Below are 15,228 nucleotides of genomic sequence, written 5' to 3' on the forward strand. Positions count from 1 at the left end.
TAGCAATGGAGGCCGATTCCAGGTCAGGACGTAGCCCGGATGCTGCTGCCGAGGCCGCAAGATGGTATGCGCGAGCGCTTGATGCGTATGAGCTCGCAATTCAGCGTGGCGCGCCTGGGGCGCGTGAGAATGCTGAGGGCCTGCGTCGGAAGCTGGAAGCTCGTGCCAGGTAGTGCTGGAGTGTGTTGTGAGTTGAGGATCTATGGCTGTGTATTCAGTTGCGCACCTCGGTGGTGAGTTCGAGCAGGGTCCTTTATCCGATATCTTCGATAAGCTGTGGCGCGAATTGGAGTGTTCCGACGGCGAGCACCAGACGGTGTCCGTAAAGCATGAGACGGAATGGTGCTTAAGCCTTTATCCGTCCGGACGCTTGGTGTGGGAGAACGTCGAGGAGGATGTTGCTCCTCGCCACATGATGGGAGTTTCGCGTGAGACCGTCATGGCTCTTTGGACGGCACTGTCCGAGGGCAACCTCTCGCTCATTGACCAGCAGCCCTGGGGCTCAGGCTACGGGCGGGATGTCATCGTCATCAGAGACGGCCAGGATGCCCAGTGAACGTTGACCCAAGAGGAACCCTGTAGTGGACGCCTCACGCCAAATCCTGATCTGGTTGTTGGAGCGCTATGTCCTTTGGGCTATCGGCCGCCTCGGTGCCGAGGACGAAGCGAAGCTGGAAGTGGCTTGTCCGAAGCTGCGAACTGCATTCCACGCAGAGGGGAGCTGGCAGGAGGTGCTCCGGGCCGCGATGCAGTGGGGCACCGATCCCGCCGCAGAAATCATCATGATCTGGAAGAAGAACGAGGAACGTGCACGGCAGCATGAAGAGGTGATTGATCCGGATGACTTCGCCAGGAGATTCGTGGGGATGAACTTTGTTCCGGATCCGCATTGATCTCCGTGGTTGGAAAGAACAGACGGAACAGGACAGGCCGATGCTGTTGGAGAGAACAGTGCATCTGGCCTCATGCAAGGGGGATGTGGGGCGGTGCGATGGGCAGGTACAGTGAATTCTTGGGAGTGGTTGGGTGCAGTGCCTGCGGCTGCCTGGGCGAGGTAGCTTTTCAGGCGGACATCGGAGTCTTGGAACACAGACAGTTCTCTGCTGGCGACATCGTTTGGGGCCTTGCACCCAAGATGCGGCGGTCTCCCGTGGGGCCTGAGCCAGTGGCGGTAGGGCGCGACGTCTGGGCTTACGGACTTGGCCGCTGCCCGAATTGCCTGGCCGAATTGTGGGCGGTGGTTGAGGTCCGGGGTGGCCGGTTCACCCGGCTCGCGCTGACACCCGAGCCGGAGAATCCGGACGCATGGGGAAATCTGCCGCCTGATGCCCCTTGAATCGATGCAGGTGTGGAGAGTTTCGTGCAGGGAGACGTGCTCGAAGGCGATGTGCCATAAGCTCTGCGCACTCTGCAGGAGGCGATGCTCGTGAGCGAGGTTGTGTTTGCCGGGGATTATCGGGCTGCAATAACCGTGGCGCAGGCTGGCGGTAGGGTGCTTTGCCCGAGGTGTCGTTCAGTGTTGAAGATTGCGACCACTTTGGAGGACGCGAGGAGGTTGGGAACTCATCCAGGTATCTTCTGTCCGGTGGATGCCAAGCACGTTGCTGTTCATTTTAATCTGTCCGATGTGCGTGATAGGGTGATGAAGCAATTCGAGAAGCCCAAGAACTCGGAATAGCTGGCTGCTCGGACGGGTGATGCTTCACGAGGCGTTTTATCTCATCAGGCCGAAGCCCACGGTCCCGGCTCGGGCCGCTGCGCTGGGACTCCGTGACATTGAGTGGCTCGTGGAGCCACAGCTCTGGCGCAAGGGAGAGCCGGACCGCTCTTCGTGGAACCGGGAAGATCATCTCGTGCAGATGAAGCTCCTCTTCCTGGCCTGGCTCGGGTCCGAGTACGGCGGTCAGCCTGAATACGAGCAGTTGTTCGGGGCACTTCCGCTCAGCGTCGAGTCGCTCGACCAGGGATGGTTGGTGGAACGGTTCTACTTCCCTGAACCCGTTTCGGAGATTGAGAAGGCTTTGAGTCCCGAGGCCGTTCAGGCCCTGCGAGAGACCGGCCACCCGAACGTGGATGGATGGATTTCGGAACTCCGGCAACGGAAGTGACGGCTCCGCGTCAGCGCGACGGCGGGTACTTCTGGAGCTTCCGCTGGAGCGACCGGCGGTGGATGCCCAGCTTGCGCGCGGCTTCGGAGATGTTGCCGGCGCTGTCCGCGAGCACTCGGTGGATGTGCTCCCACTCTGCTCGCGCCAGGGACGGCGCCTGGAGTGTCTCCGGCGCGGCGACGTTGGGCGCTTCTTCCGCCCTCGCGAACGCCGCCAGGATGTCGTCCGCGTCCGCGGGCTTTGGCAGGTAGTTCACCGCTCCCAGCCGGATGGCGTCCACCGTCGTGCTGATGCTGCCGTAGCCCGTCAACACGATGATCCGCGTGGATGCGTCCACCGCCAGCAGGTCCCTCACCAACTCAAGACCGCTGTGCCCCGGCATGCGCAGGTCCACCACCGCGTACTCCGGTGACTCGCGCCTTGCCGCAACCATCGCTTCGTCGTGGTTGCCCGCGGTCGTCACGTCCCAGCCGCGCTCGCGGAAGGCTCGTGCCAATCGCTCACGCAGGGTGCTGTCGTCGTCCACCAGCAGCAGGCTGGGACGCTGATCCACTGGAGCCGTGTTGCTCATGCCGCTGCCTCCTTCGCGTCCGCGCTCGGCAGGCTCAGGCTCACCGTCGTGCCTTCCCCCGCCTTCGAGCGCAGCTCCAGCGCTCCGCCCAACTGCTCCGCCAAGGAGCGCGCCAGGAACAATCCCAGCCCCATGCCCTCACCCGGCGCCTTCGTGGTGAAGAACGGCTCACCCGCGCGCTGAAGCACCGTCTCCGGCATGCCTTGGCCTTCGTCGCGCACCTCCAGCCGCGCTCCCGTTCCCTCCGGCAGCACTCGCAGCTCCACGCCCCGACCCACGGGCGTTGCTTGAAGCGCGTTCTTCACCAGGCCCCGTAGCACCCGCGCCAACGCCCGCGGCGGTCCGTGGACTGGATGCGCCTTCAGCGCTTCCGGCACGTCCACCTTCACGCGCTCACGGCCGGACAGCTCCGACAGCGTCTCCTCCACCAGCCGCTCCAGCGGGATGGGCTGGAAGGGCTCTCCCGTCGTCTGACCCGCGTCCGCGGACATCTGCACCAGCACGTCCCGGCAGCGGTCCACCTGCTGGCGGATGAGCCTCAAATCCTCTCTCACGGACTCGGAGGTCTGTGACGCCGCGAGCGCCCGCTCCAGCTCCTTCGCCACCACCGCGATGGTGGACAGCGGCGTGGACAACTCATGCGCCGCTCCGGCCGCCAGCGTCGCCAGCGAGGCCACCTTCTCCTGCCTCGCGTGCCTTGCCCGGGTCTGCTCCAATTCCTGCTCACGCAGCGCCAGCGCCCGGGTCACTCGCTGGATGAAATACACGATGAAGCCCGCCGCCACCGCGAACGCCACCCACATGCCGCTCAGGTGCAGCCGCATCAGCTCCGCGTGGTCCGGCCTCTCCAGTCCCGGCAGCGTCACGTCCTGCAACACGAACAGCGACCCGAACGCCAACAGCGTGAAGCCCAGCATCGCCCACGTGCGGCGCGGCGGCAGCAGCACCGTCCCCAGCGCCACGTTCACCAGGTACAGCGCCGTGAAGGGATTGTGCGTCCCGCCGCTCAACGCCAGGAGCCCCGTCAGCACCAGCGTGTCCCAGAGCATCAGCCCGAAGATGGCCGCTTCCGCCACCGGCCTCGCCCTCGCGAGCCCCGCGCGCACCGCCGCGTTCGTCACCGCCTCCACGCCCAGCAGCGCCACCAGCGCGGGCACCGGCAGCGCCAGCTTCAGCCCCCACACCGCCACCGCCACCAGCACCGCCTGCCCCACCAGCACGCCCCAGCGCAGCCTCAAGAGCCACACCAGGTTGATGCGGGCTCGGAGCGAGGGTTCGGAAGGAGGCGGCGGAGAGGACGTCATGGCGCGACAGAGGACATCGCCACGGAGCGGGCCACCGTGTCCAGCGCCGAGGCTGCCGCCCCGGGTGACGCCAGGTCCACCGTGGCCAGCCACGTGTCCCAGGCGAGCGCGAAGGTGCGCTCGGCCGCCGGGTCGTCCTCGGACAGCGTCAGCCCGTCCAACACCACGTCCACCGTGGCCAGGTTGGACGTCACCAGCCGGAAGGGCTGGGGCTCACCACCTCCCACCGGCACCCGCGTCCCCTCCAGCCACAGCGTGTGCCCCTCCATGTCCACGCCGCTGTCCGCGCCAGGCAGCCCCTCCGCGTCAGCGTCCGCGGGCTCGAAGGTGAGCCTCGCCCGGCAGTAGCGCCCCGGCGGCGGTCGCACCGTGCCCAGCTTCAGCACGCTCCCGTCCGGCCGCTCCAGGCCACTGACGTGCGGCGTGCCCAGCCTCAACGGCGAACCCACCGAGTGCGCGTGCGCGGTGCCAATGGGAGACAGCGCCTTCAGGAGCCGCCACCCCAGCGCCTCCTCGCACGGCTTCAACTCCACGCTGCCCAACGTCACGTAGCCGCGCGTCAGCGTGAGCACCTGTCCATCCGCTCGCGTGAAGGAACGCTCACCGCCCGCCGCCTGCACGCCTTGCGCGGTGGCCCGGTGCTCCAGGCCCAGCGTGACGGTCATGCCATCCACGCGCTCGCCGCACGCGCTCAGGGCCAACAGCGCCAATCCCAGACACGAGGAGCGGATCATCACAGGTCGTACGCGAGCGAGAGCACCGCGATGGGCGTGGACGACACCCGGCGCAGCTGGTTGACGACAGGAATGCGCACCCCGGCCTGCACCACCACGTCCATGCCCGGGCTGAAGAGGACGTCCGGCGACGCGTACGCGATGAAGCCTCCTCCGGCCTCCTCCGGCGTGCCGTTCGTGTCCGGCGCCCGCTCCGCCCGGGTGTCCACGCCCAGCCGCACCGCCCACCGGGGGGATGGCTGGTATTGCGCCGCCACCTGCGTTCGCACCGACGCTCCCAGCCGGAAGTCGTCGCGCCCTCGCGAGGGCAGGAAGCCCAGGGCGCTCGCGAGGAACGACCAGTTGCCCCGGAAGCCCTGCCACGCCAGCCCCGCCATGGGGTCCACGGAGCCGCTGCCGGGCTGCGCGTCGATGCCCAGCGTCGTGCCGTCTCCCGCATGCAGCCGGGGGCCCGTGGGCAGCTTCACCCCGCCCACCACGCTGATGAGCTGGTCCGGCGAGAACTCCTTGTCCTTCCACACGAACGCCTTCGCCGTCACGTCGATGTCGCCCAGCCCCCAGCCGCGCTCCAGGCCCAGGCTCACGTCCTGGACCTCGCGGGCCTGGAGCGGCAGGTTCACCGCCAGCACCAGCCAGGGCCTGGGCGCGTACGCCACCGCCACGTCCATGCGCAGCTCGCGCAGCCGCTGCGCGTCCACGCCCGTCACCCCTTCCGTGTGCCCCCACGCGCGCAGCATCGTGGACAGCCGCAGGCGCCCTTCGAAGGGCTGCTCGCCTCCCATGGACGTCAGGGTGGGGTCGCCGCACGCACAGCTCGCGCAGGCCCAGGCCGGGGCGGTGGGCACGAGGAGGAGCGCGGTGCTCAGGAGGGCCAGGGTGGGGGTTCTCAAGGCGTGGGCACCCTAGCGTCCCCCCGTCCCGGCACACTGTGGCGTGTTGTCGCAGCCCGCCGGTGCGTCACCCCGGGGACGGACCGGTCGTCCCCCGGCCTGGAGAGCGGGCAGGGGAGCGGGGGGCGGCTGTCCGCCCGCCCATCCGTGCCTATCTGGAGAATGACACCGACCCGTCCGCGTTGAGGGAGGACACGCCGGAGGCATGGAGGTCATTCATGGGGCTGCTCGCACCGCTGGGACGGCTGCTGTTCTCGGTCATCTTCATCACCAGCGGGCTCAATCACTTCATCCAGCTCCAGGCCCTCACGGCCTACGCCCAGGCGTCCGGCGTGCCGGACCCGAGGACAGCGGTGCTGGTGTCCGGTGGGGTGCTGGTGGTGGGAGGGCTGTGCGTCCTCCTGGGCGCCTTCGCCCGCCTGGGCGCGGCCATGCTCGCGGTGTTCCTGGTGGCGTCCGCCGTCATGGTCCATCACTTCTGGAAGATGGATGACCCGGTGCAGGCGCAGAACAACCTCATCCACTTCATGAAGAACCTCTCCATGGCGGGTGGGGCCCTGCTCATCGTCTACTTCGGGCCCGGCCCCTTCAGCCTGTCCCGCAAGAAGCGCGAGAACGCCCTGGGCGGCATGAAGCTGGGCGCGCCCCTGCGCTGAAGGCGGGCGCGCCGTCCTGCTCGTGGATCAGGTCGCCCCGACGTAGGCGGCCTGCTGCGTGCGCAGGGTGAAGAAGGCGACCTCCGGCGTGCTGCCCCGGCGCAGGTACGGCCCGCCGAAGCCGAAGCCCAGCCCCTGGTTCACGTACAGGTGGTTGCCGTTCACCCGGTAGTGGCCGCGGATGTACGGCTGGCCCGCGCGGCGGAAGAGGGCCTCCGTGAGGCCCCGGACGATGAACTGCCCGCCGTGGGTGTGCCCGGAGAACTGCACCAGCCCCGCGTGCGCGGGCAGCTTCTCCGCGGTGGGCGGCGTGTGGGCCAGCACCAGCCGCGTGCCGGACGTGGGCGCGCCCCGGAAGGTGGCCTCCACGTCCTCCATGCCGGTCAGCCCGTCGTCGATGCCCAGCACCGTCACCGGCGCGCCCTTCACGTGCACCACGCGGTGCTCGTTCTGGAGCACCGTGTAGCCCAGGTCCTCGAAGCCCGCGCGCAGGTAGGGCGCGTCCACCCAGTGGTCATGGTTGCCCAGCACCACGAAGACGGGGCCGCTGAGCCCCTGGAGCAGCTGGCGCACGCGCGGCAGCGGCTTGGGGCTGTGCGTGACGTAGTCGCCCGTGAGGAACACCAGGTCCGGCGCGGCTTCGTTCACCGCGGCCACCGCGCGGCGGATGCGCACGTCGCTGGTCGCCTGGCCCACGTGCACGTCCGACAGCTGCGCGATTCTCAGTCCGTCGTGCTCCGGGTGGATGCTGTCCAGCTGGAGCAGGTGCTCGGTGAGGACGAAGTGGTCCCGCCAGCGCAGGCGCCGGTCCGGCCGGAAGGGGTCGGGGCCTCGCGCCTGGAGCTCGTTGCGGCCGTGGGGCTCCACTGCCTCGGAGAGGGCGAGGGAGGAGGTGGCACCAGCGGCGTGACGGCGGCGGGCGAGTCTCAGGCGCATGCGTTCGGATTCCTCCGGCGGGGCGAGGGCGATTGTAGTGAGCAGTCCGGAGGGCCGTGAAGCCCGGGGGCCCGGCCCGCCTGCCCCCTTGCACCAAGGCACGGGGGCGGAAGCAGAACCGGGCCTCCTTCCAGAACATTTCCCGCGCCTTCCAGGCGGCCTTCCCCTCCGTGGCGCCGGGTGCGACATGCGCACCTCCCCGGCGCCAGGGTGGGAGTCCTGCTCAGTAGCCGCGCAGGACCGTCAGGCCTTCCGACGTCAGCACCAGCAGCATGCCGGAGGTGCCGGAGCCGTCGTAGACGAGCTGGTTCACCTTGTTGCCGCGCACGCCCGCCACCTTCTCCAGCGTCTTGCCCGGGGTCAGCCGGTAGAGGCCGCCCGCGTTGGTGCCGATGAAGAGCGAGCCGTCATTGGTGGACGCGAGCGAGTTGATGTGGGTGAGCGCCGGGATGTCCGCGCCGATGCGCGTCCCCGGCTGCGACGGATTCCGCGCGCCGGTAATCGTCATGTTCCACAGGCCGTATTCGCTGCTGCCCAGGTAGTACTGCCCGTCCGCCGTCTGCTGGAAGCCGCGCCAGTAGTCGAACTCCGCCTGCGAGTTCAGGCCGCTCAGGAACGAGGACTTCACCTTCTGCTGGTTGATGCTCTCCGTGGTGGTGTCGTCCCAGTTCTCCATCTTCGTGTCGGGCGTGACGGTGCCGAAGTTCCAGTCGTTCGCGATGAGCACGTCACCGTCCGGGGAGATGCCCAGGCCGTACGTGTAGCCCGCCTTCTGCGAGTTGCCTTCGTACCAGATGGGATGCCGGTGGGCGTTGTACGTCAGGCCGCGCAGGCGCACGACGCCGTGGTTGGTGCCGAAGAAGACGTCGCCCTTGTTCGGGCCGCGCAGCACGGACGTGCAGTTGAGCATGGCGCGGTCTTCGTCGAAGTGGTGGTCGTTGCTGTTGCGGATGCCCAGGCTGACGCCGTCCACCACGGTCGGGCCCGTCTGGATGAAGGGCTTGCCGTCCGCGTCGACGTTGGCGCGGCGGGACTGGTTGATGTGGCTTTCGAGGACGACCTGGCCGCTGGCGTCCAGCTTCACCGCGTCCACGTCCCCCTGCGTGTAGAGGTTGAGCCGGCGCGTGCTGTAGGGGAAGCAGGTGGTCTCGTTCACCGGGACTTCGCACGGCCTCGCGGTGACGATGAAGTTGGTGTGGATGTCCGGCCACTCCGGATCCTCGCCCAGGCCCGGTGCGTTGTAGCCCACGTAGGCGCGGCCCGCCTCGCCGCCGCAGATGACGGTGGAGGACTGGCCCGAGGCCGCCTGGCCCACGGCGCCGGACACCCAGACCAGCTTCTGCGTGTCCGCGCGCACGACGCCAATGCGGTCGCCGTCCAGCACCCAGATGTTCTTGCCCAGGTCGATGCCGACCGACTTCACCTTGCCGATGCCGTAGCGGTCCGAATAGTTCGTCATCGGATCCGCCGGCCACGGATCCACCCCGGTCCCCGCGTCCGTGCCGGCGTCCGTGCCCGCATCCGTCCCGGCGTCGGTGCCGGTCCCCGCATCCGTGCCCGCATCGATGTCCGTGCCGGCATCCGTGCCCGCGTCCACTTCCGTCCCGGCGTCGGTGTCACCGCCGGTCCCCGCGTCCACCTCCACGCGCGGGTCGACATTGTCCGTGTCATCAATGGGAGTCGTGGGCGAATCCGTCCCGCCGCACCCCCACGCCGACAGCATCACCGCACCCGCACACACGCCCAGCCCCAGCAGTCGTCGATTCACCATGGTCTCCCTACGCGTACGCGCCACCTAAGCAAGCGGCGTACCCGCCCCGGAGAGCAGGCTGTCCGTGCGGCATTCCCTGGGGAGAGGGCAATTTTCTTCCCAGTCAGGGCATGGGGCGACCCTGGAAGGGCAGTGAAGTGAGGGCCGTCAGTTCGTGGCCGGTCCCGCCTCGGGCAGCTCCATCACCACCTCGGCGCCAGGGCCCTGGGGCTCCGCCACGAAGGCGCGGCCGCCGTGCCGCCGGGCCACCTCCTGCACCACCGCGAGCCCCAGGCCCGCGCCCCGGCCGGAGGGCTCCGCGCGGTAGAACGGGGTGAACACCTTCTCCCGGTGCTCCGGAGGAATGCCGGGCCCCCGGTCCCGCACGGCCAGCCGCCACAGGCCGTCGTGCCGCTCCGCGCGCAGCGTGATCTCCGTGCCGCTCGGGGCGAAGCGCAGCGCGTTGGCCAGCAGGTTGTCCACCGCCTGCCGCACGGAGCTGGCGTGGATGGGACACGGCGCTGGCTCCGGCGCCTCCACCGTCACCCAGACGCCCTGCTCCTCCGCCTGGGCTCGCGCCGCCGCCGACGCATCCTCCAGCAGCACGCGCAGGTCCTCGGGCTTCACCTCCCACGCGCCACGGCCGAAGGAGGCGAGGTCCAGCAGGTTGCCCGCCAGGAGGGACAGGCGCTCCACCTCGCGGCGGGTCTCCTCCAGCGACTCGCGCAGCTCGGCGCCATCGCGCTCCTTCCACAGCGCCAGGTCCAGCTGGGTGCGCATGAGCGCCAGCGGTGTGCGCAGCTCGTGCGCGGCGCGGGCGATGAGCTGCTCCTGGGCCTCGCGCGCGGACGACAGGCGCTTCGCGGCCTCTCGCAGCGCGGCCTCCACCTCCGCCACCTCGTCCCGGGCCGTCCCTCCCGCGGGGGCTCCGGACCAGAGGCCCTCGCGCAGGTGGGTGATGAGGCCGCGCAGCTCCGCGAGCCTGCGCTCCAGCCACCGCGCCTGCCAGGTCTGCAGGCCGAAGAACACGAGCCCCAGCAGGCCGGCCAGCCCCAGGGTGATGCCATGGAAGGCGCGCACCGCCGTCTCCTGCCACGCCAGTGACGCGGACAGCCGCAGCACGTACGGCATGCCCCGGGGAGACACCACGCGCACCGTCACGCGGCGCAGCGGCGCGTCGCCCTCGCGCACTGTCTCCAGCCGGGGCGCGTCCGTGTCGGGGGGCCGCTGGAGCCGCTCTCCGGACGTGTCGGCCGTGGGCGGGAAGGACAGCACGCGCCGCCCGTCCGGCCCGTACACCTCCGCCACCGGCGCGAAGGATTGCACCAGGCCCGAGAGCGGCGAGTCCTCCATGTGCAGGTGGGGCTCCCCTCCGGGGCCGTCGAAGAGGCTCACCGCCTCCGTGGCGGCCTGCGACAGCAGCGCGTCGTCCACCACGCGCTCCAGGTACGCCTCGAAGAGCTGGCCCGCCAGCAGCAACGCCAGCACCACGCCCAGCACCGGCACGAGCGCGCCCAGCAGCCACAGCCGCACGGCCAGCCTCACGGCGACTCCCCTCGCACCAGCCGGAAGCCCACCCCGCGCACGGACTGGATGGACACCACGCTCCCCGCTCCCAGCCGGGCCAGCTTCCCGCGCAGGTAGCCCACGTACACATCCACGATGTTGGGGGGCCCGTCGAAGGCGTCACCCCACACGCGCATGAGGAGCTCCGAGCGCGAGTGCACCTCGCCCAGGTGCCCCGCGAGCTCCTGGAAGAGGGCGAACTCGCGCCCGGTGAGCGGCTGCTCCTGGTCCCCGTGCCGCAGCACCCGCCGGCGGGCGTCCAGCACCAGCGGGCCGATGTTCCGCACCGGCGTGCCCGTGTCGCCCCGGCGGTGCAGGGCCTCCAGCCGCGCGAGCAGCTCCTCGAAGGCGAAGGGCTTCGCAAGGTAGTCGTCCGCGCCGGCGCGCAGCCCCACCACCTTCTCGCCCACCGTGCCGCGCGCGGTGAGGAGCATCACCGGGGTGCGCAGTCCGCGCTCGCGCCAGCGCCGCAGCACCGCGAGCCCGTCCAGGTCCGGCAGGTTCCAGTCCAGCAGCACGACGTCATACGGCACGTCCATGCCCTGCTGGAGCGCGTCCTCGCCCCGCTCGCACACGTCCACCTGGTGGCCCGCCTCGGACAGCCCCCGGCGCAGCAGCAGGGCCATGCGCTCCTCGTCCTCCACCAGCAGCAGCTTCATGCGGGCTCCTCCGGTGCCGTGGGCAGGGGCCCGGTCCGGGGGCGGCGCCGGGACAGCCACGGATAGAGCGAGGGCAGCACGCCCAGGGTGAGCAGCGTGGACGTCACCAGCCCGCCCACCACCACCGTGGCCAGGGGCCGCTGTACCTCCGCCCCCATGCCCCGCGCCAGCATCATGGGCACGAAGCCCAGGGCGGCCACCAGCGCCGTCATCACCACCGGGCGCAGCCGCTCGCTCGCGGTGAGGCGCACGGCCTCCTTCACCGGCATGCCCGCCGCTTCATGGTGCAGCAGGCGCGACACCCACACCACGCCGTTGAGCACCGCGATGCCCGACAGGGCGATGAAGCCGATGGCCGCGGAGATGGACACGGGCATGCCTCGCAGCGACAGCGCCAGCATGCCGCCCACGCAGGCGAAGGGGACGTGCGTGAAGATGATGAGCGCCGGCCTCGGCCGCCCGAAGGCCGCGATGAGCACCGTCACGATGAGCACCGCCACCGCGGGGATGACCACCGAGAGCCGCCGCGTGGCCGCGGTCAGCGTTTCGTACTGGCCGCCCCAGACGGCGCGGTAGCCGGGCGGGAGCGGGACCTCCGCCGCCACGCGCGCCCGGGCGGTCTCCACGACCGTGCCCAGGTCCGCGCCGCGCACGTTGAAGCCCACCACCAGCCGGCGCTGTCCCTCCTGCCGGTTCACCAGCGCCGGCGCGGAGGTCAGCCGCACGTCCGCCACGCGGGACAGCGGCACCAGGCTCCCCGACGCGGTGGGCAGCGGCAGGGACTCCAGCGAGAAGGCCTCCGTCCTCGCTCCGAGCCGCAGGACGATGGGCACGCGCACGGGCCCGTCGAAGGTGGCGCCGACCTCCAGCCCCGTGCGCACGCCCTGCACCGCCTCCAGGACCTGCTTCACGGAGAAGCCCACGCTCGCGGCGTCCAGCGGGCGGGGCTCCACCTCCAGCAGGGACACCTCCGGCGGCGCGAGCACGCGCACGTCCACCGCGCCCTTCACGCCCGTCACCCTGTCGGCCACGGCCTCCGCCAGTCGGTGCAGTTCGCGCAGGTCCTCGCCGTAGAGGCTCACCGCCACGTCGGCGACGGAGCCTCCGAGCAGCTCGTTGAAGCGCATCTGGATGGGCTGCGTGAAGGAGGGCTCCCCGCCGGGAGCGTGGGCGTCGAGCGCGCGCTGCATGTCCTCCACCAGTGTCTCGGGGGTGAGCCCGGGGCGCCACTGCTCGCGCGGTTCGAGGGTGACGAAGACGTCCGCCTGCTCCAGGCCCATGATGTCGGTGGCCACCGCGGGGCTGCCCACGCGGGACACCACCTGCGTCACCTCGGGGACGTGGCGCAGCAGGGCGGCCTCCAGCCGGCCGGCCTCCCGCGCGGAGGACTCCAGTCCGATGTCTCCCCCGCGCGTCGTCTGCACCACCAGGTCGCCCTCGCTGAGCTGGGGGGTGAACTCGATGCCGGCGCGCAGGTAGAGGACCGCGCCCAGCACGAGCAGGGCCCCAGCGCCGCACGCCACCCAGGCGGGGTGACGCAGGCCGTGCTCCAGCAGCGGGCGGTAGGCGCGCTCCACGGCGCGCACCAGCCAGGGCTCGCGCTCGGGGATGTCCTGGGGACGCAGCACGAGGCTCGCCGCCGCGGGGATGAAGGTGAGCGCCAGCACCAGCGAGGTGGCGAGCGCCAGCACCACCGTGAGGGCCATGGGGCGGAACATCTTCCCGTCCACGCCGGTGAGCGACAGCACGGGCACGTAGACGAGCATGATGATGAGCACGGAGAAGAACACGGGCCGCGACAAGGAGGCCGTCACCGAGCCCACCTTGTCGCGCCACGCCTCGCGAGACATCGGGCCGCGTGCGTGGCCCAGGTGATGGAACACGCCCTCCACCATCACCACCGCGCCGTCCACGAGGAGGCCGAAGTCGATGGCGCCCAGGCTCATCAGGTTGCCGGGGATGCCCAGCAGCACCATGCCCATGGCGGCCCCCAGCATGGACAGCGGGATTGCCGAGGCGACGAGCAGTCCCGCCCGGAGGCTGCCCAGCAGGGCGAGCAGCACCGCCATGACGAGCAGGCCGCCCTCGGCGAGGTTCTTCGCCACCGTGCGCAGCGTGCCGCGCACGAGGACGCCCCGGTCATAGACGAGGTCCACCCGCACGTCCTCCGGGAGCGCGGCCTTCACGTCGGGCATGCGGGCGTGGAGGGCCTCCACCACGTCCAGGGCGTTGGCGCCGCGGAGCATCTGCACCATGACGTAGACGGTCTCGCCCCGGCCATTGGCGGTGGCGGTGCCGATGCGGGGCAGGGCGCCTGGGACGACCTCGGCCACGTCCGACACGCGCACGGTGGCGCCGCCGGGCGTGCGGATGATGGCGCCGCCCAGCTCCGTGGCGCCCGGGGGACGGGCCACCGCGCGCACCAGGACCTGGCGCTCTCCGGCGGGGAGGGCGGCTCCGGGGACGGCGCCCGAGGCCTCCTCCAACGCGCCCCGCACGTCGGAGAGGGTCAGCCCGCGCGCCGCGAGCTTCGCCGCGTCCGCGCGCACCTCCAGCGTGCGCTGCTGGCCTCCCCAGCTGTTCACCTCGACGACGCCCGGGACGGCGCGCAGGAGCGGGGCCACGCGGAACTCGGCCAGCTCGCGCAGCTCGGCGGGGGTGCGCAGGGGGGAGCCCAGCGTGAAGTGGAAGACCTCCCCGAGTCCGCCGGTGAGGGGACCGAGCTCCGGCGCCTCCACGCCGGGCGGGAGGCTGGAGGCGAGCCCGTTGAGGCGCTCCTGCACGCCCTGGCGCGCGCGGTAGGCGTCCACGGAGTCCTCGAAGACGGCGGTGACGGAGGAGATGCCGTAGCGGGAGAGGCTTCGGTGCTCGACGAGGCCGGGGATGCCGCCGAGCGTGGTTTCGATGGGACGGGTGACGAGCCGCTCGACCTCCTCCGGCGTGAGGCCCGGGGCGCGGGTGAGGATGAGGACCTGGTTGGTGGTGATGTCGGGCAGCGCGTCCAGCTCCAGGCGCCACGCCACCGCGCCCGCGGCGATGGCGAGCACCGCCGTCAGCACGAGCACCTGGACGCGATGCCGGACGCTGGCCTCCACGAGGCGGGCAATCATCGCGCGCCCTCGGCCAGGAGCAGGGCCTCCGCGTCCGCGGCCACCACGTCTGCCTCTCCGGCGCCGCGCACCAGGGCCTCCGCGCCGGAGGTGGCCACGACCTCCACCGGCTGACGGCGGAAGCCGGCCGCCGTGCGCACCAGCACCTCCGCCTGGCCGGACTCCAGCAGCAGCGCTCTCGCGGGGACGACGCTCACGCCCGGCAGGCTGTCCGCGCGCACCCGCACCCTGCCGGTGAGGCCCGAGGGCAGGGCGCGCGGTGGCTCCGGGATGAACCACGTGGCCGTGGTGCCATCGCGCGGGTCCATGGCGGGCGCGCGGCCGGCTTCCTTCAGCGGCAGCGGGGCCTCTCCGGGGAGCACCAGCTCGAAGCGCGCCTCGGCGGGGAGGGGGCGGGCGAAGCGGGCTTCGAGCAGGGCTTCACCCCCTCGCATGATGCGCACCAGTGGCGCGCCTCCGCCTGCACGCGTCTCTCCCAGCACGCCGGAGACCTCGGTGACGATGCCCTCCACGGGGCTGCGCAGCGGCACCGGGCCCCCGCGCGCCACGGCGGCGGCGTCCGCGGCGTTGAGTCCCGCCACCGCGAGCAGCGCGAGCGCGGCCTGTGTTTCGGCCTGGGCCTCCGCGAGCTGGGTCTCGGCTTCGGCCAGCTCCGTCAGCCGCGCCATGCCTTGTGCCTGGAGGGCGAGCAGCTGCTCCCGCCGCCTGGCGTAGGCCTCACGACGGAGCGTCGCCGCCTGGTGCCGTCCCGCGGCCTGGACGGCCTCGGGCATGCGCACCTCCATCAGCACGTGGCCCTTCTTCACCTGCTGGCCGGGGCGTACCGCGACGCGGGACACGCTGGCTCGCAGGGGCACGCCCACCACGGCGGCGCCTTCAGGCGAGGGCAGCACGCGGGCGGGGGCCTCCGTCAGCGGAACGCCTCGGGCGGGACGGGGCTGGAC

At 71.0% G+C, this 15,228-nt stretch carries 14 protein-coding genes; 4 read left to right on the forward strand and 10 right to left on the reverse strand.

Annotated elements, in window-relative coordinates:
* Positions 1-202: 202 nt before the first annotated feature.
* From D7W82_RS17210 to D7W82_RS17220, 3 genes are all read left to right on the forward strand, one after another.
* Positions 203-556 carry a hypothetical protein gene (locus D7W82_RS17210; RefSeq protein ID WP_120619392.1) on the forward strand — a complete coding sequence of 118 codons (354 nt, stop codon included), beginning with the start codon at positions 203-205 and terminating at the stop codon, positions 554-556.
* A 25-nt stretch (positions 557-581) separates the two neighbouring features.
* The gene (locus D7W82_RS17215) at positions 582-893 is read left to right on the forward strand and encodes a hypothetical protein (RefSeq protein ID WP_120619393.1); all 312 of its coding nucleotides are present in this window, start codon (positions 582-584) and stop codon (positions 891-893) included.
* 801 nt (positions 894-1,694) lie between these two features.
* Positions 1,695-2,108 (forward strand): hypothetical protein, encoded by a 414-nt coding sequence (locus D7W82_RS17220; protein ID WP_147439363.1) that lies wholly within the window; start codon positions 1,695-1,697, stop codon positions 2,106-2,108.
* 10 nt (positions 2,109-2,118) lie between these two features.
* On the opposite strand, the gene D7W82_RS17225 is transcribed toward D7W82_RS17220, so the two are convergent.
* From D7W82_RS17225 to D7W82_RS17240, 4 genes are read right to left on the reverse strand one after another with little or no spacing between them, the layout of a single operon-like run.
* Positions 2,119-2,679, reverse strand: a complete 561-nt coding sequence (locus D7W82_RS17225) for a response regulator transcription factor (RefSeq protein WP_120619395.1) — start codon at positions 2,677-2,679, stop codon at positions 2,119-2,121.
* Entirely contained in the window at positions 2,676-3,983 is a 1,308-nt protein-coding gene (locus D7W82_RS17230) for an ATP-binding protein (protein ID WP_120619396.1), read from the reverse strand. The genes D7W82_RS17225 and D7W82_RS17230 overlap by 4 nt, the downstream gene beginning before the upstream one ends.
* The gene (locus tag D7W82_RS17235) at positions 3,980-4,717 is read right to left on the reverse strand and encodes a hypothetical protein (RefSeq protein ID WP_147439364.1); all 738 of its coding nucleotides are present in this window, start codon (positions 4,715-4,717) and stop codon (positions 3,980-3,982) included. Before D7W82_RS17235 ends, D7W82_RS17230 begins: the two co-directional genes overlap by 4 nt.
* Complete coding sequence (locus tag D7W82_RS17240) at positions 4,717-5,607, reverse strand: transporter (RefSeq protein ID WP_120619398.1); 891 nt, start codon at positions 5,605-5,607, stop codon at positions 4,717-4,719. Before D7W82_RS17240 ends, D7W82_RS17235 begins: the two co-directional genes overlap by 1 nt.
* 218 nt (positions 5,608-5,825) lie before the next feature.
* On the opposite strand from D7W82_RS17240, the gene D7W82_RS17245 reads away from it, so the two are divergent.
* Positions 5,826-6,263, forward strand: coding sequence for a DoxX family protein (locus D7W82_RS17245; RefSeq protein WP_120619399.1), 438 nt, complete (start codon positions 5,826-5,828; stop codon positions 6,261-6,263).
* Positions 6,264-6,290: 27 nt separating this feature from the next.
* On the opposite strand, the gene D7W82_RS17250 is transcribed toward D7W82_RS17245, so the two are convergent.
* The 6 genes from D7W82_RS17250 to D7W82_RS17275 form a co-directional block, all read right to left on the reverse strand.
* Positions 6,291-7,199, reverse strand: a complete 909-nt coding sequence (locus D7W82_RS17250) for a metallophosphoesterase (RefSeq protein ID WP_120619400.1) — start codon at positions 7,197-7,199, stop codon at positions 6,291-6,293.
* A gap of 223 nt (positions 7,200-7,422) precedes the next feature.
* A complete protein-coding gene (locus D7W82_RS17255; protein ID WP_120619401.1) occupies positions 7,423-8,970 on the reverse strand; it encodes a hypothetical protein in 1,548 nt (515 codons plus the stop codon).
* Positions 8,971-9,117: 147 nt separating this feature from the next.
* Positions 9,118-10,494, reverse strand: a complete 1,377-nt coding sequence (locus D7W82_RS17260) for a sensor histidine kinase KdpD (RefSeq protein ID WP_120619402.1) — start codon at positions 10,492-10,494, stop codon at positions 9,118-9,120.
* Positions 10,491-11,174, reverse strand: a complete 684-nt coding sequence (locus D7W82_RS17265; RefSeq protein ID WP_120619403.1) for a response regulator transcription factor — start codon at positions 11,172-11,174, stop codon at positions 10,491-10,493. Before D7W82_RS17265 ends, D7W82_RS17260 begins: the two co-directional genes overlap by 4 nt.
* Positions 11,171-14,284 (reverse strand): efflux RND transporter permease subunit, encoded by a 3,114-nt coding sequence (locus D7W82_RS17270; protein WP_120619404.1) that lies wholly within the window; start codon positions 14,282-14,284, stop codon positions 11,171-11,173. The genes D7W82_RS17265 and D7W82_RS17270 overlap by 4 nt, the downstream gene beginning before the upstream one ends.
* On the reverse strand, positions 14,281-15,228 hold a 948-nt coding region (locus tag D7W82_RS17275; protein ID WP_147439365.1), incomplete at its 5' end, for an efflux RND transporter periplasmic adaptor subunit. The genes D7W82_RS17270 and D7W82_RS17275, both read right to left, overlap by 4 nt.

The organism is Corallococcus sp. CA049B, assembly GCF_003611685.1.
Lineage (GTDB): Bacteria > Myxococcota > Myxococcia > Myxococcales > Myxococcaceae > Corallococcus > Corallococcus coralloides.